The organism is Nonomuraea maritima (genome assembly GCF_900100395.1).
Taxonomy (GTDB): domain Bacteria; phylum Actinomycetota; class Actinomycetes; order Streptosporangiales; family Streptosporangiaceae; genus Nonomuraea; species Nonomuraea maritima.
The window spans coordinates 24,846-51,117 of record NZ_FNFB01000032.1 but is presented as its reverse complement, the minus strand read 5'-3'; the positions used below and the strand labels follow the sequence as shown (position 1 = coordinate 51,117).

General features: G+C 68.1%; 23 protein-coding genes. 6 read left to right on the top strand and 17 right to left on the bottom strand.

What is annotated here, in order from left to right; genetic code table 11:
- Positions 1-24: 24 nt before the first annotated feature.
- Positions 25-408, top strand: coding sequence for a hypothetical protein (locus BLR04_RS33320; RefSeq protein ID WP_090772847.1), 384 nt, complete (start codon positions 25-27; stop codon positions 406-408).
- A gap of 1 nt (position 409) precedes the next feature.
- Here the strand turns inward: BLR04_RS33320 and BLR04_RS33315 are convergent, their stop codons facing one another.
- The 3 genes from BLR04_RS33315 to sodN all read right to left on the bottom strand — a co-directional run bounded on the left by BLR04_RS33315 (position 410) and on the right by sodN (position 2,175).
- Positions 410-1,189, bottom strand: coding sequence for an RNA polymerase sigma factor SigF (locus tag BLR04_RS33315; protein ID WP_020544159.1), 780 nt, complete (start codon positions 1,187-1,189; stop codon positions 410-412).
- Between the two features lie 17 nt (positions 1,190-1,206).
- Complete coding sequence (locus BLR04_RS33310) at positions 1,207-1,644, bottom strand: ATP-binding protein (RefSeq protein ID WP_090772843.1); 438 nt, start codon at positions 1,642-1,644, stop codon at positions 1,207-1,209.
- Between the two features lie 129 nt (positions 1,645-1,773).
- Positions 1,774-2,175: a superoxide dismutase, Ni gene (gene sodN, locus BLR04_RS33305; RefSeq protein ID WP_090772841.1), complete on the bottom strand. Its 402-nt coding sequence runs from the start codon at positions 2,173-2,175 to the stop codon at positions 1,774-1,776.
- A gap of 88 nt (positions 2,176-2,263) precedes the next feature.
- On the opposite strand from sodN, the gene BLR04_RS33300 reads away from it, so the two are divergent.
- A complete protein-coding gene (locus BLR04_RS33300; protein ID WP_090772839.1) occupies positions 2,264-2,572 on the top strand; it encodes a S24 family peptidase in 309 nt (102 codons plus the stop codon).
- A gap of 10 nt (positions 2,573-2,582) precedes the next feature.
- Here BLR04_RS33300 and BLR04_RS33295 read toward each other — a convergent pair whose 3' ends face one another.
- From BLR04_RS33295 to BLR04_RS33280, 4 genes are all read right to left on the bottom strand, one after another.
- Complete coding sequence (locus BLR04_RS33295) at positions 2,583-3,008, bottom strand: CGNR zinc finger domain-containing protein (RefSeq protein WP_090772837.1); 426 nt, start codon at positions 3,006-3,008, stop codon at positions 2,583-2,585.
- Between the two features lie 109 nt (positions 3,009-3,117).
- Complete coding sequence (locus BLR04_RS33290; protein ID WP_090772835.1) at positions 3,118-3,861, bottom strand: amino acid ABC transporter ATP-binding protein; 744 nt, start codon at positions 3,859-3,861, stop codon at positions 3,118-3,120.
- Positions 3,858-4,685, bottom strand: a complete 828-nt coding sequence (locus BLR04_RS33285; protein ID WP_090772833.1) for an amino acid ABC transporter permease — start codon at positions 4,683-4,685, stop codon at positions 3,858-3,860. Before BLR04_RS33285 ends, BLR04_RS33290 begins: the two co-directional genes overlap by 4 nt.
- Positions 4,686-4,688: 3 nt before the next feature.
- Positions 4,689-5,540, bottom strand: coding sequence for an ABC transporter substrate-binding protein (locus BLR04_RS33280; protein ID WP_090772832.1), 852 nt, complete (start codon positions 5,538-5,540; stop codon positions 4,689-4,691).
- A gap of 277 nt (positions 5,541-5,817) precedes the next feature.
- On the opposite strand from BLR04_RS33280, the gene BLR04_RS33275 reads away from it, so the two are divergent.
- Together BLR04_RS33275 and BLR04_RS33270 are read left to right on the top strand one after the other, a co-directional pair.
- Positions 5,818-6,999: an NAD(P)-dependent malic enzyme gene (locus tag BLR04_RS33275; RefSeq protein ID WP_090772830.1), complete on the top strand. Its 1,182-nt coding sequence runs from the start codon at positions 5,818-5,820 to the stop codon at positions 6,997-6,999.
- A gap of 202 nt (positions 7,000-7,201) precedes the next feature.
- The gene (locus tag BLR04_RS33270; RefSeq protein ID WP_090772828.1) at positions 7,202-8,548 is read left to right on the top strand and encodes an NsdA family TPR-like regulatory protein; all 1,347 of its coding nucleotides are present in this window, start codon (positions 7,202-7,204) and stop codon (positions 8,546-8,548) included.
- A 56-nt stretch (positions 8,549-8,604) separates the two neighbouring features.
- Here the strand turns inward: BLR04_RS33270 and BLR04_RS33265 are convergent, their stop codons facing one another.
- The 6 genes from BLR04_RS33265 to BLR04_RS33240 form a co-directional block, all read right to left on the bottom strand.
- The gene (locus BLR04_RS33265) at positions 8,605-10,101 is read right to left on the bottom strand and encodes a trypsin-like serine peptidase (protein ID WP_090772918.1); all 1,497 of its coding nucleotides are present in this window, start codon (positions 10,099-10,101) and stop codon (positions 8,605-8,607) included.
- A gap of 197 nt (positions 10,102-10,298) precedes the next feature.
- Positions 10,299-11,810 carry a trypsin-like serine peptidase gene (locus BLR04_RS33260; protein WP_090772826.1) on the bottom strand — a complete coding sequence of 504 codons (1,512 nt, stop codon included), beginning with the start codon at positions 11,808-11,810 and terminating at the stop codon, positions 10,299-10,301.
- 434 nt (positions 11,811-12,244) lie between these two features.
- The gene (locus BLR04_RS33255; protein ID WP_090772824.1) at positions 12,245-13,804 is read right to left on the bottom strand and encodes a trypsin-like serine peptidase; all 1,560 of its coding nucleotides are present in this window, start codon (positions 13,802-13,804) and stop codon (positions 12,245-12,247) included.
- A 405-nt stretch (positions 13,805-14,209) separates the two neighbouring features.
- Positions 14,210-15,376: a trypsin-like serine peptidase gene (locus BLR04_RS33250; RefSeq protein WP_090772822.1), complete on the bottom strand. Its 1,167-nt coding sequence runs from the start codon at positions 15,374-15,376 to the stop codon at positions 14,210-14,212.
- Positions 15,377-15,572: 196 nt separating this feature from the next.
- Positions 15,573-16,655, bottom strand: a complete 1,083-nt coding sequence (locus BLR04_RS33245; RefSeq protein WP_090772821.1) for a trypsin-like serine peptidase — start codon at positions 16,653-16,655, stop codon at positions 15,573-15,575.
- Positions 16,656-17,003: 348 nt separating this feature from the next.
- Entirely contained in the window at positions 17,004-18,122 is a 1,119-nt protein-coding gene (locus BLR04_RS33240) for a trypsin-like serine peptidase (protein ID WP_090772819.1), read from the bottom strand.
- 434 nt (positions 18,123-18,556) lie between these two features.
- On the opposite strand from BLR04_RS33240, the gene BLR04_RS33235 reads away from it, so the two are divergent.
- Positions 18,557-19,477 carry a hypothetical protein gene (locus BLR04_RS33235; protein WP_090772817.1) on the top strand — a complete coding sequence of 307 codons (921 nt, stop codon included), beginning with the start codon at positions 18,557-18,559 and terminating at the stop codon, positions 19,475-19,477.
- A 50-nt stretch (positions 19,478-19,527) separates the two neighbouring features.
- Positions 19,528-20,484: a zinc-binding dehydrogenase gene (locus BLR04_RS33230; protein ID WP_090772815.1), complete on the top strand. Its 957-nt coding sequence runs from the start codon at positions 19,528-19,530 to the stop codon at positions 20,482-20,484.
- A gap of 42 nt (positions 20,485-20,526) precedes the next feature.
- On the opposite strand, the gene BLR04_RS33225 is transcribed toward BLR04_RS33230, so the two are convergent.
- From BLR04_RS33225 to BLR04_RS33210, 4 genes are all read right to left on the bottom strand, one after another.
- Positions 20,527-21,264 (bottom strand): PadR family transcriptional regulator, encoded by a 738-nt coding sequence (locus tag BLR04_RS33225; RefSeq protein ID WP_090772813.1) that lies wholly within the window; start codon positions 21,262-21,264, stop codon positions 20,527-20,529.
- Entirely contained in the window at positions 21,261-22,061 is an 801-nt protein-coding gene (locus tag BLR04_RS33220; protein WP_090772811.1) for a DUF4097 family beta strand repeat-containing protein, read from the bottom strand. The genes BLR04_RS33225 and BLR04_RS33220 overlap by 4 nt, the downstream gene beginning before the upstream one ends.
- 106 nt (positions 22,062-22,167) lie before the next feature.
- On the bottom strand, positions 22,168-22,347 hold the full coding sequence (locus BLR04_RS33215; protein WP_090772809.1) for a DUF6104 family protein: 180 nt from the start codon (positions 22,345-22,347) through the stop codon (positions 22,168-22,170).
- Positions 22,348-22,446: 99 nt separating this feature from the next.
- Complete coding sequence (locus tag BLR04_RS33210) at positions 22,447-26,109, bottom strand: multifunctional oxoglutarate decarboxylase/oxoglutarate dehydrogenase thiamine pyrophosphate-binding subunit/dihydrolipoyllysine-residue succinyltransferase subunit (RefSeq protein ID WP_090772806.1); 3,663 nt, start codon at positions 26,107-26,109, stop codon at positions 22,447-22,449.
- Positions 26,110-26,272 lie beyond the last annotated feature (163 nt).

Below are 26,272 nucleotides of genomic sequence, written 5' to 3'. Positions count from 1 at the left end.
CGCTCCGGGCGATAGGGTACGGACGTGAAAGGACGCCCGCCCACCCTCTTCGTCGCCGCAGGGATCGTCGCGCTGGAAGGCCTCGTCGCCGCCGGTCTCGGCGTCTACGCGGCCGTGCAGACGCTGACGGGCAAGCCGGACGATCTGACGACCGCACTCGCCGAGGCGGTGTTCGCGCTGCTGGTCGGCGCCGGTCTGCTGTGGGTCGCCGGTGGTGGGTTGTTCCGGGCGGAGCGGTGGGGCAGGTCACCGGCCGTGCTGGCGCAGATCTTCCTGCTCCCGGTCGCCTTCACCCTCGTCCAGTCGGGCTGGCCGCAACTCGGTGTGCCGCTGGCCGTCGTCGCCGTGGCGGGAATCGCGACACTGCTCGCGCCTCCCACCACCCGCGCTCTCTACGGTGACGGCTGAGTCAGTCTTCGGCCGTCAGGCCCTCGCGCAGCTGGGCCAGCGTGCGGGCCAGCAGGCGCGAGACGTGCATCTGCGAGATGCCGAGCTCGGTCGCGATCTGCGACTGCGTCATGTTGCCGAAGAACCGCAGCAACAGGATGCGCTTCTCGCGCGGCGGCAGCCGTTCGAGCAGCGGCTTGAGCGACTCGCGGTATTCGACGCCCTCGAGCGACTCGTCGACGATGCCGAGCGAGTCGGACACGGCCGGGGCGTCGTCGTCGCCCGAGTCGGGCGCGTCGAGCGACACGGTGGAGTAGGCGTTGGCCGACTCCAGGCCCTCCAGCACCTCTTCCTCGGTCATCTTGAGGTAGGAGGCCAGCTCGGCCACGGTCGGGGCGCGCCCCTCGCGCTGCGACAGGTCGCTGATCGCCTTGGTGAGCGACAGCTTGAGCTCCTGCAGGCGCCGCGGCACCCGCACCGCCCAGCCCTTGTCGCGGAAGTGCCGCTTGATCTCACCGACGATGGTCGGCGTGGCGTACGTGGAGAACTCGACGCCGCGGTTGAGGTCGAAGCGGTCGATGGACTTGATCAGACCGATCGTGGCGACCTGGGTGAGGTCGTCGAGCCACTCGCCCCTGTTGCGGAACCGGCGGGCCAGGTATTCGACGAGGGGAAGGTGAAGCTCGACCAGCTCGTCCCTGATGCGCTGGCGGCGCGGCTCTTCGGGGCCCAGCTCGGCCAGCTCGGCGAAGAGCTGGCGGGCACGCACCCTGTCGGGAACGGCGTGTTCGCTGGTGGCCATGGCTCCAGTCCTTTCCGTCACGCCGGCCCCGCCGATTTCTGGGCCGCGCCTCGGCGCTTGCGCAGGACGATCGCCATGCGATCGGGTGAGTCGCTCACCGCGTCGACGTCGTCGGCCAACGCGGTCAGGACCATCCAGGCGAAGTCATCTCGTTTCGGCGCGGAGCTGCCCACGGTCGCCACCTCGACCCTGACCTGCATCTCCTGCCCCGAAAGCTCGAACTCCGCGGTCAGGTCGGTGCCCGGCACCGCCTCGCCCAGCAGCATGGCGCACGCCTCGTCGACCGCGATCCGCAGGTCTTCGATCTCGTCCAGGGTGAAGTCAAGCCGCGCAGCCAGGCCGGCGGTAGCCGTACGCAGCACAGACAGGTAGGCGCTCGCGGCGGGGAGCCTGATGCTCACCACATCGCGGATGCCGGCCACGCCCTCCGCGCGCGTCTCGGTTTCCTCGGTCACGTTCCTCCTCGCGTATCCGACGCTGACTGCAACTTACCGCCCCTGAGCGGTGCTTGGACGAATCAGACGCGCCCTCAACAGAAAAGGCTCTGCGCGACCGCGTGGTCGCACAGAGCCTTTCCGACGGTTTTAGGCCGCCTTGGTCTCCCAGAAAATCTTGGAGATCTCGTCGATCTTGCCGAGCAGGTCCTCCGCCTTCGCGACGTCGACCGTGCCCTTGGCGCCGGCGGCGCCGGCGAGCTTGGTGGCGTCCCAGAAAAGCTGGTGAAGCTGGGGGTACTGCTCGAGGTGCGGCGGCTTGAAGTAGTCGGTCCACAGCACCCACAGGTGGTGCTTGACGAGCTCGGCGCGCTCCTCCTTGATGGTCAGCGCGCGGGCCCGGAAGACCGGGTCCTCGTTCGCTCCGTACTTCTCCATGATCGCCTTGACCGACTCGGCCTCGATGCGGGCCTGGGCGGGGTCGTACACCCCGCAGGGCAGGTCGCAGTGAGCGGTTGCGACATGCTTGGGTCGTAGCAGTCGTGCGAGCATCAGAGGTCCTTCCTGGATGCTGAATCAGCTTGGTCCACAACTGACCTTACTCGCGTCCCTACGGCGGTGGAGGAGGGGGCTGCGGCCCATGAGAGTACGCGTCGAAGGCGATTCCATGCGCCCCGCGCTCCAGCCGGGCGACTGGCTGCTGGTGCGCCAGGGGGCGATGGTGCGTCCGGGGGACCTCGTGGTGGCCAGGCTGCCAGGAGACCCTGACCGGCTCATCGTGAAACGGGCGCAGTGGCGCGGCGACGACGGGTGGTGGCTCGAGAGCGACAACCAGCGGGCCCCGGGACGCCGCGACAGCTGGGACTTCGGCCCGGTGAACGACATCGTGGGCCGGGTGGTGCTGCGTTACTGGCCGCCGCGGCGCAGGCGGGCCCCGTCGGAGCGGTGAGCGGGCGGTCTCATGAGGCGTTCCTGCGGCGGGCGCGGAAGGCCGCCACGTTGGCGCGGCTGGCGCAGCGGGCCGAGCAGTAGCGGCGCGAGCGGTTGGAGGAGGTGTCGAGGAACGCCTGTCCGCAGCGCGGCTCACGGCAGCGGCCGAGCCGGTCGGCCCCGTGCTCGGCGACGACCGCGGCGAGGCCCATCACGGCGGTCGCGGCCGGGTCCTCGGCCAGGTGCAGGTGCCAGCCGTGACCGTCGTGGTCGGACAGCTGGGGGCGTACGGGATAGCGCTCGAGGAGGGCGTTCAGGCGGCCCGCCACGGCCCGGTCGTCGCCGGCGGCGTCGAACACCGATGCCAGCTCGTCGCGCAGGCGCCGCAGCCCGGGCGCCGGCCGTGGATCGTTGACCAGCCGCACCGCCCACTCGGCGTAAGAGGTGAGATCCATGCCCGAGTATTACACGCGGGCGGCCTTTCCCGCGGGTGGCTTTTCTGTGCGGCCCGTGGCGCGTCCGGGGCGGGGCGCGTGTGTCCGTAGGCGCCCCGCCCCGGACGCGTCAGTCCTCCGGGTGCAGGACGCGGTGCAGGAAGGCGCGGGTGCGTTCCTGCTGGGGATCGCCGATGACCTGTGCCGCGTCGCCGTCCTCGACGACGACGCCGCCGTCCATGAACACCACGCGGTCGGCCACCTGGCGCGCGAAGCCCATCTCGTGGGTGACCACGAGCATGGTCATCCCCTCCTCGGCGAGCTGGCGCATGACGGCGAGCACGTCGCCGACGAGCTCGGGGTCGAGCGCGGAGGTGGGCTCGTCGAACAGCATCAGGTTGGGGTTCATCGCCAGGGCCCTGGCGATGGCCACCCGCTGCTGCTGACCGCCCGAGAGCTGCCCCGGGAGGGCGTCGCACTTGGCGCCGACGCCGACCTTCTCGAGGTTCTCGCGGGCGATGGCCTCGGCCTCGCTCTTGCCGCGCTTGAGCACCCGCTGCTGGGCGATCATGACGTTCTGCAGCACGGTCATGTGCGGGAAGAGGTTGAACTGCTGGAAGACCATGCCGATGTGGCGGCGTACGGCGTCGATGTCGACGTCGGGGTCGGTCACCTCGACGCCCTGGACGAACACCTTGCCCCTGGTCGGCTGCTCCAGCAGGTTGACGCAGCGCAGCAGGGTCGACTTGCCCGAGCCCGACGGGCCGATGACGCAGACCACCTGGCCGGTGTCCACGGTCATGTCGATGCCCTTGAGCACCTCGTTCCTGCCGAAGTACTTGTGCAGGTCCTGCAGTTCGATGGCGTGCGTCATCGTGTCCTCCCCTTACGTCCCTCCAGCCGGGACGCGAGGTATCCCAGCGGGATGGTGACGATCAGGTACGTCAGGCCCGCGACCATGATCGGTGTGGCGTTGGCGTACTGGGAGGCCAGGTCGTTGCCGAACTTGGCCAGCTCGACGTACTCGCCGGAGACGCCGAGGAACAGCACCAGCGACGAGTCCTTGAGCAGGGCGACGAACTGGTTGGTGGTCGGCGGGATGACCATGCGGATCGCCTGGGGGATCACCACGGTGATCTGTGCCCTGGTGGCCGACATGCCGAGCGACCTGGCGGCCTCGACCTGTCCCTTCGGCACGGCCTGCAGACCGGCCCGGAAGACCTCGGCCTGGTAGGCGGCGCCCACCAGACCGAGCCCGAGTATGCCCTGTCCGTACGTGCCGCCCGGCACCTCGAAGCCGGGCAGCGCCAGCGGCAGGAACGTGATCAGCAGGAAGATCAGCAGGGCGGGCAGGCCGCGGAAGATCTCGATGTAGATGGTCGAGATCCACCGGTACGGCCGGACCTGCGAGAGCTTCATGAGCGCCAGCAGCAGGCCCAGCAGGAAGGAGCAGACGAATCCGCCGACGGCGTAGATGATCGTGTTCCGCAGCGCGACGGTGAACAGGTCGGGCAGGGCGTGCCCCGCCACGTCCGGCTTGGCGAAGTTCTGCGCCAGGCTGCCCCAGTCGGCGTACAGGACGACGGCGACGAGCACCGCGAGCAGGACGACGTACTGGACGCCGCGGCTGATCCGTTGCTTCTTGCGGGGGCTGAGCCTGGCGCGGGCAGGCTCAGCCGTCATCGGCTGGTCGGCCATGGATCAGCCCAGCTCGCCGGGCTTCTTGCCGAACCACTTCACGAAGATCTGCTCGTAGGCGCCGTCGGACTTGGCCTTGGTGATCTCGTCGTTGATGGTCTTGAGCAGGACCGGGTCGGCGTTCTTCTTCAGACCGATGCCGTACTGCTCGCCGGTGTCGAGGCTGGCGATCATCTCGTACTTCTCGGCGATCTCCGGCTTCTTCAGCCAGGTGAGGACGACCGGGAGGTCCTGCACGATCACGTCGGCCTGGCCGGCCTGCAGGGCCAGCAGCTCCTTGGCGGAGTCGGCGTACTCGGTCGGGTCGAACCCGGCCTTCTTGACGTAGTCGAGGCCGGTCGTGCTGGCCTGAGCGCCCAGCTTGAGACCCTTGGCCTTGACGTCGTCGAGGGACTTCGCTCCGGTGCCCTTCTTGGCGAGCAGCGCCTGGGTGGCGTCGAAGTAGGGGACGGAGAAGTCGATGTTCTGCTGGCGTTCGGGCGTGATCGTCATGCCGGCGGCGGCCACGTCGCACTTGCCCGTCGCCATCGCCGCGCCGCTCTTGATGACGGCGAAGTCGATGTCGACGATGTCCTGGGTCACGCCGAGCTTCTTCGCGGCGAGGTCGACGATGTCCACGTCGAACCCGACGATCTTGCCGCTGTCGTCCTTGAACTGGAACGGCTCGTAAGGAATATTCGTGCAGACCGTGAGCTTGCCTGGGTGTACCAGCTTGACTCCGCCTGCTTCCGCGGGGGCGCTCGCGCTGGTGGTGCTGGAGCCGCCGTCACTGCCGCAGGCGGCCAGCGCGAGCGCGGCGGTGAGAGCGAGCGCGCCGGCGGTGAAACCACGGCGGCCCTTGGGGCTGAGGGCCATGTACGGCCTCCTCGAAGTGAAAAGCCAGAAAACTTACGCTTTGTGCAGTTTAAGGGGCGTTTTGCTGCGGTCCGTCATCGGGCGTTTAACGATGCGTCAACGGAACGGCTTCAGTACGGCCCCGCCTGTCCATATGGCAGAATCAGCACACGGGTGACCCCCGAACCCCCTCAGACGTTCACCGAGGGGAATCTGGCAGCTACCGAGGCCAGACCGCTCGCGCGCGTCGGCACAAGGTTCTTCCGCTCCGATAGTGACAGGGGTCGCTGTGGCATCCATGCCCGATTCTTCCTCCGCCCGAAATCTCGACCTCGACCCGGCCTTCCCGCTGCACCGCGGCGGCAAGATCGAGGTTCGCTCCACCGTTCCGGTCCGCGACGCCGACGACCTCGCCCTGGCCTACACGCCGGGCGTCGCGCGCGTCTGCAGCGCCATCGCCGAGAACCCGGCGCTCGCCCACGACTACACCTGGGTCTCCAACGTCGTCGCCGTGGTCACCGACGGTACCGCCGTGCTCGGCCTCGGCGACATCGGCCCGTCGGCCGCCATGCCCGTCATGGAGGGCAAGGCGCTGCTGTTCAAGGAGTTCGCGGGCGTCGACGCCGTCCCGCTCTGCCTCGACTGCACCGACGTCGACGCGCTCGTCGAGACCGTGGCCCGGCTCGCGCCCTCGTTCGGCGGCGTCAACCTCGAGGACATCAGCGCGCCCCGCTGCTTCGAGGTCGAGGCCCGGCTGCGCGAGCGGCTCGACATCCCCGTCTTCCACGACGACCAGCACGGCACCGCCATCGTGGTGCTCGCGGCGCTGCGGAACGCGGCCCGCCTGACCGGCCGCCCGCTCGGCGACCTGCGGGCCGTGGTGGCAGGAGCGGGCGCCTCTGGCGTCGCCGTGACCCGCATCCTGCTGGAGGCCGGCATCGGCGACATCGCCGTCTCCGACTCCAAGGGCATGATCTACGAGGGCCGTGAGGGCCTCAACGGGGTCAAGCAGGCCCTGGCCCGCGACACCAACAGGGCCAGGCACACCGGCTCCACGGAGGAGGCCCTGGAGGGCGCCGACGTGTTCGTGGGACTGTCGGGCTCGACCCTGTCGGAGACCGCCGTCGCCGCCATGGCTCCGGGGGCGATCGTGTTCGCGCTGTCGAACCCCACGCCGGAGATCCACCCGGAGGTGGCCGCCAAGTACGCGGAAGTCGTGGCCACCGGGCGTTCCGACTTCCCCAACCAGATCAACAACGTGCTCGCCTTCCCCGGTGTGTTCCGCGGGGCTCTCGACGTCCGGGCGGCCGCCATCACCGAGAACATGAAGGTGGCCGCGGCCGACGCGCTCGCCGCCGTGGTGGGCGACGACCTGTCGGCGACGTACGTGATCCCGAGCCCGTTCGACGACCGTGTGGCGCCCGCCGTGAGCGCGGCCGTGGCCGCCCAGGCCCGCGCGGACGGTGTCGCGCGCATTTGACGCTTCACGCGCCGGGGATGCCTTTTGTGAGGGTGTCCCCGGCGTGTCATTTTTTGAGGTTTGTTTGCCCAATTTTGGGTAGGCGCTTCGGCCATTCCGAGAGAGGGGTCTTGGGAAAAGCTTCGTAAAGCCTTTACTGAACGTGCTATAAAAGTAGCTCTCTGTAAGGGCATGGGCGCCGACTCCTGTGACGAGGAGAGCGATGGAACGCGAGCCGAACCACCTGCTGCAGCAGCTCATCGCGGAGGCGGGCTTTTCTCACAAAGGACTGGCCAGGTGTCTCAACCACCTCGGAGCCGCACGCGGCACCCCGGGCCTCAAGTACGACCACAGCTCCGTACTTCGGTGGATCGGGGGCCAGCGGCCACGCGATCCCGTCCCGTCCTTGCTCGCCGAGGTCTTCGCGTTACGGCTGGGCAGATCGGTCACCCCCGAACACCTGGGGATGCCCGCCCCCTGCACCCCCCTCGATCTCGGCCAGGAGTTCACGCACACGTGGCAGGAGGGGATCACGACCGTGACGGCGTTGTGGCGGGCCGATGTGGAGAGACGAAAATTCCTGGTCGACTCGACGTTCGCGATAGGAGCGGGCTCCGTCGGCGCGATGCGCTGGCTGACGTCGCCGCCAGGGCCCGACGTGGGCGGCGACGGCTCGCGACGGGTGGGCCACTCCGACATCACCGCGATCAAAGAGGTCACTCGTTCCTTCGGCGAGCTCGACAACCGCTTCGGCAGCGGCCGGGTGCGCAACTCGGTGGTCAAGTACCTCGACACCGCGGTCTCCCCGTTGCTGAAGGACGGCTCGTACAGCACGGCCACCGGCAAGGAGCTGGCCGCGGCGGCGGCCGAGCTGACCCGGCTCGCGGGCTGGATGGCCTACGACATGGAGCAGCACGGCCTCGCCCAGCGCTACCTCATCCAGGCGCTCAGCCTGGCCAGGGGAGCGGGCGACCACACCCTGGGCGGTGAGATCCTGGCGGGCATGGCCCACCAGGCGATCTACATGGGCCAGCCGGCTCACGCGCTCGACCTCGCCAGGGCATCCCAGCTGGCGGCCCGGACGGCGGGGATCAAGACGCTGCAGTCGTCCGCGCACGTCCTGGAGGCGCACGCGCACGCCGGGCTCGGTGACGCGCGCGCCTGCTCGGCCTCGCTGAATGCGGCCGAGCGCGCCTTCGCCGCGCGCAAGCCCGACAAGGAGCCCCCGTGGCTCAGCTACTTCGACGAGGCGTACCTGTCGGCGAAGTTCGCCCACTGCTTCCGCGACCTCGGCGACGGCAGGCGCACCGTCGAGCAGGCGCGCCGCTCGCTCGACATGGACGGCCGCTACGTCCGGGGGCGGATGTTCAACCTGTCGCTGCTCGCGGCCGGCCTCCTGCAGTGCGGGGAGCTGGAGGAGGCCTGCACGGCCGTGAACGACGCGCTGGCGCTCGCGGGCGGTCTGCAGTCGGTACGGTCGCGCTCGTACGCCGCCGACCTACGGCGGCGGCTGCACCCCTACCGCAACGAGCGGCCGGTGCGGCGGCTGCGGGAACTCACGGCCGTCTGAGACGCGAAACGGCCCGGGCCTTGTGGCCCGGGCCGTGCTCGTACGTGCTCGGCAGGCTACTTGAGCAGCTCGCCGTTGGGGCCGACGATCGACTTCGTCTGCGCCAGGTTGGCCTTCTTGTAGACGTCGGCGGTCTCGCCGTCGAAGATGGCCGAGCTGACGTAGTCGATGCGCTCGTTGCCGTCGTAGTCGTGGAACATGCTCGTCACGCCGTTGACGTAGCCGGTGCGCTTGTTGTTGTCGTACTTCATGAGCCAGGGGCCGCCGTCGGCGCCGCCGGTCATGGAGCACTTCAGCACCTGGTGGGTCTCGACCCGGAACGTGTTGACCTGCCAGCTCTTCGTGCTGGTCTTGCCCGCGCACCACTTCGGCGTGACGCCCGTGTACGGCTTGTCGCCGTCGGGGTGGGCGGCGCCGGGGTAGCCGAAGACGGTCACCGACTGGCCGAGCGGCTGGTTCCAGGCGACACCCTGACCACCGACAACGTCGCCGAGGCGACCCATGTCCTTGGCGATGCCGATGACGTAGATCGGCGCGAAGTACTTGCGCGCGGTGCCGGGCTTGACCCACTGCTGGGTGTAGTAGTGGGTGATCGTGTAGTTGCCGGCCTTGTCAGGGCCGGTGCTCCTCGTGCCCAGGCCCTTGTACGCGCGCCACTCGGCCTCGGTGACCTGCTCGACCTCGGGCTCGCCGAACTTGAAGCCCTGGCCCTTGCCGACCTTCGCGTACTTGTACTTGGTCGCGTTGACCTCGATCTTCTCGAGGACGGCCTCGGGGTGGTCGGGGCCGACGAGGTCAGCCTTCGTGTCCTTGCCCTCGGACCAGCACTCGCCGAGGTTCAGCAGGCACGAGCGGAACTCCTTCTCGTCGATCTCGCGCGGCTTGATCCACTTGTCGCCGGCCCACTCCTTGTACTCCTTGGCCGACACCTGCTTCTCGGCGGCCAGGCTCACACCGTTGTGGACGGCGACAAAGGCGAAGTCGCCGTCGTAGTCGTCGTAGAGGTCGAGGTCGTAGGCGGTGAAGGCGTACGCGCCGACGTAGATGCCGTACGGGGCCTTGCCCTGGTAGTAGCCGGGGACGAACACCCACTTGTCGTAGACGTCCTCCTTGCTGCCGGCCTCGAAGACGCAGTGGCCGGCGGTGGCGACCAGGTTGCGGTACTGGGACTGGATGGAGGTGGCCGAGCACCAGTGGTACTCGCCGTCCTTGTCCTGGAAGAACACCTTGCCGATGGTCTTGGGCAGGTTCACGTTCTTGGACGCGGTCGGCTTCGCCGTCGTGGACGGGCCGGTCATGCCCGGCTTGCCGTCGGTCGTGTCGGTGGTCTTGGCGTGGACCAGCTTCGGCACGACCTTGGTGTCCAGGGTGTACTGGGTGGCCTTGCGCAGGGCGGCGCCGTTGGACTTGTTCCAGAAGTCGGCCACGCCGTAGGCGTCGGCGGGCTTGGGGGTGAGGTCGTCGGTGGCCCAGCTGGGGGCGGCACCGGCGGGAATGGCGAGGGCGGCGGCGCTCAGGCTGGCTGCGGCAAGGGGGATGAGCAGGCGCTTCACGGAGGGCTCCACGGTTGTCAAAACGGGCGTAAAGACCCTATCGGCACAGACATAACAGTGGCGTGGATCTTCACGATATTCACAGCTTTCTCAGCTGAAAGGGCGCAGAAAGGCCAAAGGGCCCGGCTGGATGCCGAGCCCTTTGGTTTGTTGCTCTACTGCCGAAGAACGAGTCGCTCGTTCAACGATCCAGCGAACTACGGGACGAGCTTGCCGGAGTACGTGGCCGCAGCGGCCTTGTAGATCGCAGCAGCCTCGCCGTCGAAGATCGCCGAGGTGATCGTGTCGTAGCGGTTGTTCTTGTCGGTGTCAGCGATGAGGCTGGTGACACCGTTGACGTAGCCGAGACGCTTGGCGTTGCTGTAGTTGTACAGCCACGGGCCACCGTCGTAACCGGCGGTCACGGCGCACTTCAGGCTCTGCTGCTCCTCGACCTTCTTGGACGGGATGGTCAGAACCTTGCTCGCGGTCTTGCCGTAGCACCACTTCGGCGTCACACCGGTGTAAGGACGGTTGCCGTCCAGGTGCGGGCCGTAGGGGTAACCGAAGGTGCGGACGTACTTGCCGGTCGGCTGGTTCCACGCGACACCCTGGCCACCGACGTTGTCGCCGAGGCGACCAACGCTCTTCACCTCGTTGACGAAGATGTAGAAGTCGGTGCGGATGAACTTGGGCGCGGAGCCCGGCTTGACCCACTTCTGCACGAAGTAGCGCGTGATGGTCCAGTTGCCGGCGCGGTCCTCGTGGATGTCGCCCTTGCCGCCCTTGTACTTGTAGAGCTTGGCCTCGCGCTCGGTCACGTTCTCGGTGAGGGGCTCACCGAACCGGTAACCGTTGCCCTTGCCGATCCGGGCGTCGTAGTAGTCCTTCTTCGAGACTTCGTCCTTGCCGACCTCGGCACCGGGGTAGTCCGGACCAACGTTCTGGTCGCCGCGGCCCCACTTGAAGGAGTAGAAGTCCGTGGTCTTCGGGTCGAGACGGCCCTTGTCGAACTCAGCCTTGGAGACCTCGACCTCCTTGGCCTCCTTCTGGCCCTCGTACTTGTCGTACTCGGCCTTGGTGACCTGCTTCGGCTTGTTGAGCACGCCGCCGATGCCGTCGTAGACGGTGACGAAGGCGTAGTCGCGGTCGAAGTCCTCGTAGATGTCGAAGTCGTAGTGGGTGAAGGCCTGCTTACCCACGTAGATGCCGAACGGAGCCTTGCCCTGGTAGTAACCGGGGACGAAGACCCAGCGCGACACGACCTCGTCGTTCGCCGCGATGTCGTACACGCAGTGACCGGCCGTGGCGACCAGGTTGCGGTACTGCGACTGGATCGAGGTACCGGAGCACCAGTACAGCTTGCCGTCGCGGCCCTCGAAGAAGACCTTGCCGATCGTCTTCGGCAGGTTGACGTTCTGAACCTTGACCGTGGTCTTCTTCTCCTCGCCGATCGGAGCCGTGGTGCCCGGCTTCGTGTCGGCGGAGTAGGAGCCACCACTCTGGATCTTGGCGACCTCGAGGGTGTCGGGGTTGAAGGCCACAGCGCCCTTGAGCGCCGCGTTGTCGGACTTGGTCCAGAAGTCCAGGGTCTCGGCGGCCTTGGCAGCGTTCGCCGCGAGGGCGTCGGACGCGACCTTGCCGTCGGCCTGGGCGGTGCCGGCGAGGCCGGCAGCCAGAAGACCAGTGGCCAGAATGGCGCCACCGGCCGGGAGGAGAATGCGCTTCACGGGTAACTCCTTGCGCTGTCGTGGAACGCCTCTTGCGTCCCATGCGTCAGTAAAGGGATAGCCAGGAACATACAGTGTCGATCTTGATCCCGGGTAGCTGCTTTGAGGGGAAAGATGCGACATGTCGGGCCGTTACCGTCCTGTGATGTTTAAACGGCTGATGCCCGGGAGGCGTTGTTGGTCGGGCTTCTGGCCGTTTGCCCTGATCAACATGAGCGCGTCGCCGAGAGGGCCGGCGGGAGCCAGGTGGCCGGCCGATCCCTGCTCCGAGGCGTATGTGACGCAGATCACATCGGCTTGATGGCACCGTCCGGGCGCTCCGTGCGTCCAAGCGCCCAACACTTTCTGAAGAAAAGCGAAAGGGCCCGGCAGCTGCCGGGCCCTTTCCATGTCACGCGAGCACGAACGGTTCAGAACCGATCGCTGAGCGTCACTCAGACAATCTTGCCGGACCACGCGGCCGAGGCGGCCTTGTAGACGGTGTTGGTCTCACCGTCGAAGTACGGCGAGGAGATGTAGTCGACCCGGCCGTTGCCGTCCTGGTCGTTGAAGGTGCTGATGACACCGTTGACGTAGCCGAGGCGCTTGGCGTTGCTGTACTTGTACAGCCACGGACCACCGTCGGCGCCCTCGGTCATGGCGCACTTGAGGGCGACGTGCTCCTCGATCTTCTTGGCGGCCGAGCCCTGCAGCTTGGAGCTCGTCTTGCCGTAGCACCACTTGGGCGTGACGCCCGTGTAGTTCTTGTTGCCGTCGGGGTGCGGCGCGGCCGGGTAGCCGAACACGCGGACGTACTTGCCCGTCGGCTGGTTCCACGCGAAGCCCTGGCCGCCCACGTTGTCACCGAGACGGCCCGCGTCCTTGGCGAAGCCCTCGACGATGTAGAAGACGGTCTTGTAGTACTTCGTGTCGGAGCCGGGCTTCTGCCACTGCTGCACGTAGTAGTGGGTGATGGTGTAGTTGCCCCGACGGTCCTTGCTGACCGTCGCCGGGTACTCCTTGGTGGGGGTCGGCCAGCGCTCGCCCAGGTCGAAGTGCCGGTCCTGCTTCTTGGCGTAGGCGACGGCCTGGCTCTCGGTCACGATCTCGGTGATCGGCGTGCCGAACTTGCGCCCGTTGCCCTTGCCGACCCGGGCCTGCTTCCACACGCCCTCGGTGACCTCGACCTTGATGACCTCGGCGCCGGGGTAGTCGGGGCCGGTCAGCTCGGCCTTGCTGCCGCGCTTGGCCCAGTACGCCTCGGTGGAGGTGGGGTCGAGCTTGCCGCGACGGAACTCCTCGCGGGTGATCTCGACGTCCTTGGCGTCCTTGACGCCCTCGTACTTGTCGAACTCGGCCTTGGAGACCTGCTTGGACTGGCCACCGTCGAGCTTGACGCCGTTGTAGACGGTCACGAACGCGTAGTCGCGGTCGTAGTCCTCGTAGACGTCGAAGTCGTAGTGGGTGAAGGCCTGCTTGCCGACGTAGATGCCGAACGGAGACTTGCCCTGGTAGTAACCGGGGACGAAGACCCACTTGTCCATGACATCCGAGTTGGTGGCGGTGTCGTAGACGCAGTGGCCGGCCGTGGCGACCAGGTTGCGGTACTTCGACTGGATCGAAGTGGCGGAGCACCACTTCTTCTCGCCCTTGCTGTTGACGAAGAACACCTTGCCGATGGTCTTCGGCATGTTGACGTTCTGGACCTTGGTGGTGGTCTTCTTCTCCTGGCCGATCGGCGCGGTGGAGCCCGGCTTGGTGTCGGAGCTGTAGCCACCCTTGCTCTGCAGCTTGGCGACGTCGGAGTTGTCCCAGACGTTCGACTCCTTGGCGGCCTTCAGGGCAGCACCGTTGTTCTCCGCCCAGAACTGCGCGATGGCCTTCGCGTTGGCGGCGGAGGACGCCATGGTGTCCTTGGCGACGACCGTGTCAGCGGTGGCGGTGCCGGCCAGGCCGGCGGCCAGAAGACCGGTGGCCATGACGACGCCACCGGCGGGGATGAGGATGCGCTTCAAGGGAACTGCTCCTTGGTCTGTCGTGGGTCGCAACGGGCGTCCCATGCGTCAGTAAAGGGATAGCAAGGAACATAGCGTGGTGATCTCCGCAGGTGGAACCCGGTTTGACGCATCCGGTAAGGCCCTCTGGCGGCGTTACCATTCCGTGACATGTCAGACCTTTTCGCGGCGAGTGATCAACAAATCACGTTTTTGCAGTGTGTGCCGGTGATGTTGTTGCCGGGACGAAAGTGTCGTTAGCGGCGCGCCACATACCGTAGTCGGTCAAATGTGCCTCAGATCACAGGAACCGGATGGGAACTATCTCCGTCTAAATTGCTCCGATCGGCCGGTAGCGCCCGTGCCGGGAACAAGGCGAGGGCCCCCGGCATGGTGCCGGAGGCCCTCGCTTTCCCCTGGTAGGGCTTACCTGTACAGCTCGCCGTGCGGGCCGACGATCTTGCCGGACGCGACGTTGCGGGCCGCGTTGTAGACCGACGCCGTCTCCCCGTCGAAGTACGGCGAGGTGATGAGGTCGATCCGGTCGTTGCCGTCCTGGTCGGCGAACGTGCTGGTCACACCGTTCACGTAGCCGAGACGCTTGGCGTTGCTGTAGTTGAGCAGCCAGGGTCCGCCGTCGTAGCCGGGCGTCACGGCGCACTTGAGGCCCACATGCTCGTTGATCTTGAGCCAGGGCGCGCCGACGCTCTTGCCGGAGGGCCGGCCGTAGCAGTACTTCGGCGTCACGCCGCTGTACGGCTTGTCGCCGTCGGGGTGCGGCGCCGCCGGGTAGCCGAAGGTGCGTACGGGCTTACCGGTGGGCTGGTTCCAGGCGACGCCCTGCCCGCCCACGTTGTCGCCGAGGCGACCCGCGTCCTTCGACAGCAGGATGTAGTTACGCCCGCCCCACGAGCGCTTCGGCCCGGTGAACCGCGCGTACTCCCTGCCGCTGACCCGCTTGACGCCGTTGAACATGATGCCGTTGTAGACGGTCACGAACGCGTAGTCGCGGTCGTAGTCCTCGTAGACGTCGAAGTCGTAGTGGGTGAAGGCCTGCTTGCCCACATAGATGCCGAACGGGGCCTTGCCCTGGTAGTAGCCGGGGACGAAGACCCACTTGTCCAGGGTCGGGGCGTTGCTGTCGGTGTCGTACACGCAGTGGCCGGCCGTGGCGACCAGGTTGCGGTAGTTCGACTGGATAGCGGTGGCCGTGCACCAGCGGTACCTGCCGGAGCCGTCGACGAAGAACACCTTGCCGACGGTCTTGGGCAGGTTGACGTTCTGGGCGGAGCCGGTCGGCCTCGACCCGCCGATCGGGGCGGCGATGCCGGGACGGCCGTCAGGGCTGTAGCCGCCCTTGGAGACGACCTTGCGGACCTCCTTCGAGTCCCAGGTGTACTGGGTCGCCCGGCGGAGGGCGGCGCCGTTCGAGGCGAGCCAGAAAGAGGCGACGGAGACGGCCTCGGCGTTGCTGCGCGCCATCGGGTCGTGCGCGACCCGGGCGGCGGCCTGGGCGGCCGTGCCGGACAGTCCGGAGGCGATCAGACCGGTGACCAGGAGGGCACCACCGGCGGGGAGAAGGATTCGCTGCAAGCTAACTCCAGGTTGCGCTGACCGGAGGCACGTCACGCACCTCCGTAACTCAGCAAACGGACAGCCCGGAACCTACAGTGTGCCCTTGGTCCGGGAATCCGCGGACGTACCTGTCGAACGTTCCAACCGGCGGCCGTGACCGTTCCGAGATGAAGAACTGGCTGATCACTCCTCGTGACTGCCCGGTTGCCGTGACTTAGGTCACTTTCGACGGGGTGGTGAGTCCGGCGGCCCGCCGGTAGACCTCTCCGGTGACGGTGTCGAAGTACGGGGACGACACCGATTCGTAGTAGCCCGCCGGGTTCCGCCACGTCAGGCTGACGACGCCGTTGAGCAGCCCGAGCCGGCGGGTGTCGTCGTACCCGATCACCCAGGGGCCGCCGCTGGCGCCCGCGCTGAAGTCGCACGGCCGCAGCTCGACGCCCTTCTGCACGTCGCGGGTGGGCGCTTCCCTGAAGTGGGTGGGGCCGGCCGGGCACTTGGCCAGCGTCCTGCCGTTGAACGGAGTCCTGCCGTTGGGCTGCGCCCCCGCCGGATAGCCGAACGGGGCCACCGTGTACGTGCCCGGCTTCTTGTTCAGCTCGATGCCGAGCCCGCCCACGTTGTCCTGGAGCCTGCCGGCGTCGGTCATGACGTAGTCGCCGTCCTTGGCGGTCCAGGTGAATCCCCGGTGCACGGTCACGAACGCGTAGTCGTAGTCGTAGTCGCCCTTGCCGACCCAGTCCTCGTGCATGCTGATCGAGGCGCCCACGTAGATGCCCTCGGGCGTCTCACCGTGGGGGCCGGGGTTGGGGACGAAGATCCAGTAGTCGGCGGCCCTGGTCTGACGGGCGTCGTACGCGCAGTGGCCGGCTGTGGCGACGACGCTGCGGTTCTTGGCCGCGACCGCGCTGCCGGAGCACCAGTACTCCTTGTCGCCGAACCGGAAGAAGACCTTCCCCATGGTCTGGGCGGTGCCCGTGCGCGGCGCCACGGCGGCCACGCTCTGCGCGGCCAGTGTCTTGCTGACCGAGGCGACGGAGGTCGGGGCGCCGGTGCCCGCGGCGGCCGAGCCGTTCCTGCCGGAGGCTCCGGGGGTGGCGGGGGTGTACTTGTCGGCCAGCTTGAGCCGGTCGGGCTTCCAGTACTCGGCGACCCTCTTGACGTCCGCGGCGGTCTTGGCCAGCGGGACGGCGTACACCTTCGATGGCGCGGCGTGGGCGATCCCCGTGAGAGCAGGCAGCCACAGCAGCGCGCCGCCGATGGCGACGGCCGCGAGGCGCCTGGCTCGGGAGATCATGAATTGCCTTTCTTTTGGGTCGTAAGGGAGGATTTTTCCAGATGGGAAGGCTCTATTGCAGCTCGTAGAGAGATTCGTTACCTGATCTAGAGTGGCGGACGAACGATAAGAGCGACGTGAGTCTCTGGCTCCAGGGCGCCGAAAATGATCATTACCTGACTAGCGTTCCCGCAGGTCAGGGCCGATTTCTGGCGGGTAGTGCGCGCGCAATATCCCGTCATTCCCCAACGCTTTCGGGACCGATCCAGTGGCGTACGCCACGTTATTCCCCCGCCTGGGAACATCCTGGGAACATCGGGGGAAGGCCCCGGCTCCCAGAGGGAACCGGGGCCTGCGGGGGCCGGTCGATCACGGCATGTTGCCGGTCCACCGGTTGGCCGCGGCCTTGTAGACCGTGTAGGTGTCGCCGTTGAAGTACGGCGAGGAGATGTGGTCGTAGCGGTCGTTGCCGTCGGTGTCCCAGGCGATGCTGTTCACGCCGACGAGGTAGCCGGTGCGCGAGGCGTTCTTGTACTGGTACAGGAACGGTCCACCGCTGGCACCCGCGGTGAAGGCGCACTTGAAGCCGACGTGCTCCTGCAGGTTGTACTTCTGGGCCTCCGGCATCGGCTTGGTCGTGCCGTAGCACCACTTCATCGTGCGGCCGGTGTACGGCTTGTCGCCGTCGGGGTGCTCACCGGCCGGGTACCCGAAGGAGAACACGTTCGCCTTCGGGTTCCTGTTCCAGGTGAAGCCCTGGCCGCCGACGTTGTCGCCCAGCCGGCCGACGTTCTTCTTGGTCCACTTCCAGCGGCCGCCGACCTTCTCCCACTGGACCTTGATCCCGTTGTGGACGTTGACGAAGGCGTAGTCGTAGTCGTAGTCCTCCTTCACCACGAAGTCGTCGTGGGCGTTGAAGGTCCTGGCGGCGTAGATGCCGTACGGCGCCTTGCCGTTCCAGGCGTTGTCGCCGTCCCAGTACGACGGGATGAACACCCAGTTGTCGTAGAAGGTGTTCTGCTTGGTGTCGTACACACAGTGGGCGGAGGTCGCCACGAGGTTGCGGTACTTGCCCTGCACCGAGGTGGCCGAGCAGTACCGCCAGTTCTTCGGGTTGCGGGGGTCGGTCCGCGGCAGCGTGAAGAACACGCGGCCGACCGTGTTGGGCAGGCTCACCTGCTTGCTCTTCGTGGACGAGCCTTTCTGCGCGCCGATCGGCGGCACCGATCCTGGAGGGCCGTCGGGCTTGTCGGCGCGGGCCTTGAGGCCCTCGGTCGAGATGTCGAGGGCGGCGTCGTAGTCGGTGGCCTTCTGGATGCGGTCGGGCGTCCAGAACTGGATCGCCTGTTCGGCGGGGGTCGCCGCGTTCCTGGAGACGGTGTCGGAGGGTGCGGCCGCGCTCGCCGCGCCGCTGACCGCTCCCGCGGTCAGGGCGACGGCCGCGAGGCCGGCGAGCGGGGTCGCGATGCGCCTTGCTCGGGGGTACATGGAGCTCCTCTCGGCTTTCGGCGGCCCAGAGCGGGGTACGGCGCCCCGGTGGGCCAGGAAAACGCTCGGAACGTTAATGAAGGGCGCAATACACCGGCCAGGAAACAATGCGAAAAAGCATGACCCGGTATCGAAATAGCGAATACGCATGTATTCTCAATCGGCATCTCCCCAGGTCGGCGACCTGATGAAGCGCAGTGAGAATCACCGGTAACGGCGTTCACCGCTGGTCACTCCACGGCCGGGAAGCCCGGCGGCACCGGGGTTGTCCGCCTGGCGCTCGGCCCACGCCGGTGCCGCTCATCACCCGCGTCCCGGCACTCCAGTGGAGATATCGTGACGAATTCTCCGGCCCCAGGTCTTGCGCGGGAGGCCGCCGGTCAACTGAACTGGACGCCAAGGGCGCAAGCCGGCACTACTCGGCGAGGAACGTCGTGGCGAAAGAGTTCGACGTGATCGAGGCAGGCGAGCGCGACGGCCGGCGCCGCTGGATCGGACTGGCGGTGGTCCTCGCGCTCCTGTTGATTCCTGCCGTCAGCCTGCTCGCCAGCCGCGACCCGGTCGCGGCCCCGGCCGACGTCGATCCGGCGCCCGCCGATCCGGCCGCCGCGGAAGTGACGACGCGGCAGGTGCCGGCGCCGATCAGGTCGCTCACCCGCATCGACGCCCCGCCCAACAACCTCACCATCGCCGCCACCGCCAAGGGCGGCGACGAGGTGCTGCCGGTGGTGTTCCCCGACGGCACCCGCGCCGAGGTGCGCTACCCCGCCGAGCTCAACATCGACGAGCTGGGCTCGCGGCCGTTCCAGGGCATGTGGGTCGAGGGCCGGCACCGGCAGCTCATCGCCCCGTACGGTGGCGAGGTCGAGATCACCCGCGGCGGCGAGCCGATCCGCAACTACGCCCCCAACGTCACCTTGTGGCCCCGGCAGGCCGGCGCGTACGGGCAGGTGCTGCTGTTCTCGTTCGGCTCGTGGCGGCTCGCCATGTACGACCGGGGCCAGGGCCTCACGTTCGACCAGCGGGTGACCGCCGCCGAGAACCTCAAGGGCGACGTCACCAAGGAGGGCTACCTCGTGCTGTCGGCCGGTGAGGGAGTACGGCTCGCCAAGCCAGGAGAGATCGAACGCGGCGAGCCGGTCGGGCCGCAGCTGTGGTTCGGGGGAGGGGCCGGCAAGACGGTGATGCTCGCGCCCACGCCCACGTGCGGCAAGGAGTTCCGCCCGCCCGGCGAGAGCGAGGGACGCCGCCAGTGGGCTGACATGGCGTGCCGGGGGAACGTGCTGGTGGTGGCCTCGGGCCCCGAGGAGTTCCGGGAGAAGGCCGTCAAGAGCATCCGCGTCACGTTGAAATGAGGCGGCCCGCGGTCGTCGGCGAATCGATCACCCTGAAGTAGGGTGCGGCCATGTTCGCGGTAACCGCCACACAGACCGACCCCGACAACCCGCTCGCCGGACTGACCCTCGGCGAGCACCCCGATCCCGAGCCCCCGGACGGCTGGACGACGGTCACCGTCCGCGCCGCCGCGCTCAACCACCACGACCTGTGGACGCTCAAGGGCGTCGGCATCAGGAAGGACCGCCTGCCCATCGTGCTCGGCTGCGACGCCGCCGGCGTCGACGAGGACGGCAACGAGGTCATCGTGCACGCCGTGATCGGTTCCGGCGGTGACGAGACGCTCGACCCCAGGCGGTCGCTGCTGTCGGAGGTGTACGACGGCACGTTCGCCGACCGGGTCGCCGTTCCGCGCGGCAACCTGGTGCCCAAGCCCGCGGGGCTCAGCTTCGAGCACGCGGCCTGCCTGCCGACGGCGTGGCTGACCGCGTACCGGATGCTGTTCGACAAGGCCGGGCTGCAGCCCGGCTCCACCGTGCTGGTGCAGGGCGCGGGCGGCGGGGTCGCCACCGCGCTGATCGCGCTCGGTCGCGCCGCCGGTTACCGGATGTGGGCCACCAGCCGGACGGAGGCCAAGCGCGAGCGGGCCCGGCAGCTCGGCGCCGACCAGGTCTTCGAGCCCGGCGCGCGGCTGCCCGAGCGGGTGGACGCCGTCATGGAGACCGTCGGGCAGGCCACCTGGGACCACTCGCTCAAGTCACTCAAACCGGGCGGGCGCATCGTCGTCTGCGGCGCCACCAGCGGAGCCGCCCCGCCCGCCGACCTCAACCGGGTCTTCTTCCTGCAGCTGTCGGTGATCGGCTCCACCATGGGCACCCGCGACCAGCTCGGGCGGCTCGCGGTGTTCCTCGAGCAGACCGGGCTGCGACCCGAGATCGACCGCGTGCTGCCGATGACCGAGGCGCGCGACGGGTTCGCGGCCATGGCCGAGGGCGACGTCTTCGGAAAGATCGTCTTCACCCGCTGAGCCGCCGGGCCGGCCTCCAGGGCGACCGCCCGGGGGCCGGTCTCAGCGTTCGAGGATGGTGCGGACGCGGGTGGCCGCCTCGTCGAGCGTCGTCCGCAGCTCCGCCAGCTTCGCCGGGGTCAGCCGGGCGTCGGACGCCTCCTCTCGCGCCGAGGCGACGAAGTCGGCCAGCAGCTCGCCGAGCTGGGCGTCCAGATCCGCCCGGTTGGGCGGCGCGCCGCCGAGCGTCGACCACACCTCCGACCAGATCCGGCGCCACTCGCCGCTCAGCCGCTCGCCCTCGTCCTGCCAGTGGACGGCGGACTCCATCCACTGCATCTTCTGCTGGTCGCGCAGCCGCTTGAGGTCGTCCTGTGTCTGGCGCAGCCGGCGGCTCTCCTCGCCCGCGCCAGAACGGACGTCCTTGGCCATCCTCGTCAGCTCGTCGCGCAGCGACCGGACCGTGTCGCGCACGTCCTCCTTGACCTCGCGCGCGATGTCGCGGACGGACGCGGAGATCTCCTGCTCCAGGTCGTCGAGCTCGTCGAGCCGGGCGTTGAGTTCCTCGCGGCCCTTGTCGGTGATCGAGAACACCTTCTTGCCCTTGACGACCTCGTGGGTCACGAGGCCCTCCTCCTCCAGGCGGGCCAGGCGCGGGTAGATCGTGCCAGGGGAGGGCGAGTAGACACCGAGGAAGCGGTCCTGGAGCAGCCGGATGACCTCGTACCCGTGACGGGGGCTCTCCTCCAGGAGCTTCAGCAGGTACAGCCGCAGGCGGCCGTGACCGAAGACAGGGCTCATTTCCTCTCCCTCTTGAGCAGCGTGACATCGCCGCTGACCGTCATGGCCGACAGCGCGGCCATGCCGCCGCCCAGTCGCCCCGCCATCGATCTCGAGCCGGGGCCATTCGTGTGGAACACTTCCTCGAACGCGCTCACCAGCCTGCCGGAGGTGGCCTTGACGCTGACGTCGGCCTCGGCGTGCTCGGGGAGCCTGACCAGGATGTCACCGGAGACGCTGTTCAAGGTCACGTGCGAGGTCGGCCGGAGCGTGAGGTCGGTCATGATGCGGCCGGAGACCGTCTTGGCGCGCAGCCGGCGCGGCGTGCCGTCGGCCACCGTGAGGTCGCCCGACACGCTGTTGAACGACAGGTCGCCCGCCATCGACCGGCTCTCGACGGCCCCGGAGGCGGTGGTGGCGCTCACGTCGCCGCTGACCCCGTCGAGCACGATGTCGCCCGAGACGCTCTTGACCTGCGTGGTCCGCTCGAAGCCGGCGACCACCGCGGGGGCCGACACCACGCCGGCCTTGACCTTGCAGGTCTTCGGCACGGAGATCGACAGCACCGTACGGCGCCGGTCGCGCCGCAGCCAGCCGAGCATGCCGTCCCAGGTGAGGTCGCGGTAGGCGACGGTGAGCTCCTTGGTCTCCTCGTCGTAGGTGACGACGAGCGGGGAGACCGAGTCGACGTCGGTGACCTCCAGCGTGGGAGGCCCGTCGCCGGCCAGCACGTCGAGGCGGCCGGAAACGATGCGGACGTCGAGTGACGCCACGTCAGGGAAGGTCAGGTGTTCTGGCCGGTCGATGGTCCGCTGCATGATCGTCGCCCTTTCTGGGGATACGCCCCCTGCCATGAACACGATATGTCGTGTTCGCGGCAAACTCAAGATGTATCGCGATAGGGCTTCGACGGGACCGGCTCCGTCAGTCGTCGTCCTCGTCGTCGAGGCGGGCCAGCCAGGTGGCCAGGCGCTCGACCGGCGTCTCGAACTCGGGGTTCAGGTCGACGAACTCGCGCAGGCGCTCACCGAGCCACAGGAGGCTGACCTCCTCCTCGCCGCGCCGCTCGACGAGCTCCTCGATCCCCCGATCGGTGAAGTACATCGCTCTTTCTTTCCTTCCGCGAGAACATGCCTGGCTTCAGCCTGCCAGGAAACGGGCGAGCCCCCGGCCGCCGGGCCGGGGGCTCGCTCATGGACGGCTTCAGGCGAAGATCTGCCCCAGGATCTCCTCGAGCTCCTGGTCGTGGGTGCTGTGCGAGCCCGTAGCCGGAGAGCTGTTGGGCCGGCGCGACACCCGCGTCACCGGGCGGCCGCCCAGCGCCTGCGGGTCTTCCGCCATCTTGAGCGTCAGGTAGGGCCACGGGCCCATGTTGACCGGCTCGTCCTGCGCCCAGAGCAGCTGCACCTGGTCGCCGTAGCGGCCCAGCTCGGCGGCCAGCTCGTCGGTCGGGAACGGGTAGAGCCGCTCCAGCCGGACGATCGCGACGTCGCCGCGGTCCAGCTTGTCGCGCTGCGCGGCCAGCTCGTAGTAGAGCTTGCCCGAGGTCAGCACGACCTTGGTGACCTTGGCCGGGTCGACCGTCGTGTCACCGAGCACCGGCTGGAAGGTGCCCGAGGTGAAGTCGGACGACTTCGACGTTGCCGCCTTGTGCCGCAGCAGCCACTTCGGCGTGAAGACCACCATCGGCTTGCGCCGCTCGGACTCGACCTGCCAGCGCAGCAGGTGGAAGTAGTTGGCCGGAGTGGTCGGCTGCGCGACGGTCATGTTGTCCTGCGCGCAGACCTGGAGGAACCGCTCGATGCGGGCGGAGGAGTGGTCGGGGCCCTGGCCCTCGAAGCCGTGCGGCAGCAGCAGCACGACCGAGGACTTCTGCCCCCACTTCTGCTCGCCCGACGAGATGAACTCGTCGATGATCGTCTGGGCGCCGTTGACGAAGTCGCCGAACTGCGCCTCCCAGAGGACCAGCGCGTCGGGGCGGACGAAGCTGTAGCCGTACTCGAAGCCGAGCGCGGCGTACTCGCTCAGCAGGGAGTCGTAGACGTAGAACTTCGTCGTGCCCTCGTTGAAGGCCTTGAGCGGCGTGTGCTCGGCGCCCGTCATGCGGTCGACCAGCACGGCGTGGCGCTGGGTGAACGTGCCGCGCCGGGAGTCCTGGCCGACCAGGCGCACCGGGTGGCCGTCGAGCAGCAGCGAGCCGAACGCCAGCGTCTCGCCCATCGCCCAGTCGATCGTGTCGTGCTCGACCATCTGGCCGCGGCGCTGCAGCACCGGCGCGAGACGTGGGTGGACCGTGAAGCCCTCGGGCAGGTTGAGCTGGGTGTCGACGATGCGCTTGAGTGCCTCGTGGCTGATCGCCGTCGGCGTCTCGGAGTGCGTCCACTTGACCACCTCGGTCGGCGGCACGCGCATGGCGGCGGCCTCCTGAGGCTTCTTGGCCGCCTCGCGGACCTCGGTGAACGCCTGCTCGAGCTTGGCCTGGTAGTCGCGCAGCGCCTGCTCGGCCTCCTCGACCGTGATGTCGCCCCGGCCGATCAGCGCCTCGGTGTAGAGCTTGCGGGTCGAGCGCTTGGCGTCGATGAGGTCGTACATCAGCGGCTGGGTGAAGGCGGGGTTGTCGCCCTCGTTGTGGCCGCGGCGGCGGTAGCAGATGAGGTCGATGACGACGTCCTTGCGGAACGTCTGGCGGTACTCGTAGGCCAGCTGGCCCACGCGCACCACGGCCTCGGGGTCGTCGCCGTTGACGTGGAAGATCGGCGCCTGGATCATCCGCGCCACGTCGGTCGCGTAGACCGACGAGCGGGACGAGGCCGGCGAGGTGGTGAAGCCCACCTGGTTGTTGACGACCACGTGCACGGTGCCGCCGGTGCGGTAGCCGCGCAGCTGCGACAGGTTGAGCGTCTCGGCCACGACACCCTGGCCGGCGAAGGCCGCGTCACCGTGGACGAGCACCGGCAGGACGGTGAAGCCCTCCTCGCCGCGCTCCAGGAGGTCCTGCTTGGCGCGGACGACGCCCTCCAGCACCGGGTCGACCGCCTCCAGGTGGGAGGGGTTGGCGACCACGGAGGCGGTGATCGTCTTGCCGCTCGGCGCGGTGAACGTGCCCGCGGCGCCGAGGTGGTACTTCACGTCGCCGGAGCCGTGCGCCGTACGCGGGTCGATGTTGCCCTCGAACTCGCCGAAGATCTGGGCGTACGACTTGCCCACGATGTTGGCCAGCACGTTGAGGCGACCGCGGTGGGCCATGCCGATGACGACCTCGTCGAGGTCTTCGTCGGCGGCGTCGCTGATCACCGAGTCGAGCAGCGGGATCAGGGACTCGCCGCCCTCGAGCGAGAAGCGCTTCTGGCCGACGAACTTCGTCTGCAGGAAGGTCTCGAACGCCTCGGCCGTGTTGAGCCGGCTGAGGATGTTGAGCTGTTCGGCGCGCTCGGGAGAGGCGTGCGGCTTCTCCACCCGCGCCTGGATCCAGGCCCGTTCCTCGGGGTTCTGGATGTGCATGTACTCGATGCCGACCGTACGGCAGTAGGAGTCGCGCAGCACGCCGAGGATCTCGCGCAGCTTCATCAGCGGGCGGCCGCCGAAACCGCCGGTGGCGAACTCACGCTCGAGGTCCCACAGCGTCAGGCCGTGCGACTGGATGTCGAGGTCGGGGTGCTTGCGCTGCTTGTACTCGAGCGGGTCGGTCTCGGCCATGAGATGGCCGCGTACGCGGTAGGCGTGGATCAGCTCGATCACGCGCGCGGACTTGGCCACGTCGTCGTCGTGGGACGCCGAGATGTCCTGCACCCACCGGACCGGCTCGTACGGGATGCGCAGCGACTCGAAGACCTCGTCGTAGAAGCCGTCCTCGCCGAGCAGCAGCCGGTGGATCTGGCGCAGGAAGTCGCCCGACTGGGCGCCCTGGATGATCCGGTGGTCGTAGGTGCTGGTCAGCGTCATGACCTTGGAGACAGCCAGGCGCGAGAGCGTGTCGGGCGAGGCGCCCTGGTACTCGGCCGGGTACTCCATCGCGCCGACGCCGATGATCGTGCCCTGACCGGGCATGAGACGCGGCACGGAGTGGACGGTGCCGATCGTGCCCGGGTTGGTCAGCGAGATGGTCGTGCCGGCGAAGTCGTCGACGGCGAGCTTGCCGGCGCGAGCCTTGCGGACGACCTCCTCGTAGGCCATCCAGAACTGCCGGAAGTCCATCTCTTCCGCGGCCTTGATGGACGGCACGAGGAGCTGGCGCTCGCCGTTGCCCTTCTGCACGTCGATCGCCAGGCCGAAGCCCACGTGCTCGGGCTTGACCAGCGTCGGCTTGCCGTCGACCTCCGTGTAGGAGTGGTTCATCTCCGGCATGGCCTTCAGCGCCTTGACGATCGCGAAACCGATCAGGTGGGTGAAGGAGACCTTGCCGCCACGACCCCGCTTGAGGTGATTGTTGATCACGATGCGGTTGTCGATGAGCAGCTTCGCCGGGATGGCACGGACGCTGGTCGCGGTCGGGACCGACAGCGACATGTCCATGTTGGCGGCCGTGCGGGCCGCCGCGCCGCGCAGCTTGACCTCCTCGGCGCCCTTGGGGGCCGGGGTGGCGGGCTGCTTCGGCTTCTCGGCGGCCGGGGCAGCGGGAGCCTTCGGCGGCGCCGGCTGGGGTGGAGCAGGGGGAGCGGGAGAGGGAGCGGTGACTGTGCCGTTCGCCGCCTCCCTGACCGGGGTCCGGCCCGGTCCGTAATCAGGGTTGTAGTCAGCGAAGAAGTTCCACCAGGCCTTGTCGACAGACTCGGGATCTTGGAGGTACTTCTGGTACAGCTCGTCGACAAGCCATTCGTTCTGACCGAAGCTTGCCAGCGGGTTTGTCCGCGACGACTCAGACGACACGGCGGAAATCGCCCTCTTCCGCAGATCGGCGTTGATGTTAGAGAACCTGTCCAAGGCTACTCGCCCGCAGCGGCACCGCGCGCAGAAGCGCCCGTGCCGCCCCGAACGATCCTGCCAGGACTGACGTGCGAGGTCACGTCCTGCTCGTCAAGCCCGGTGGTGC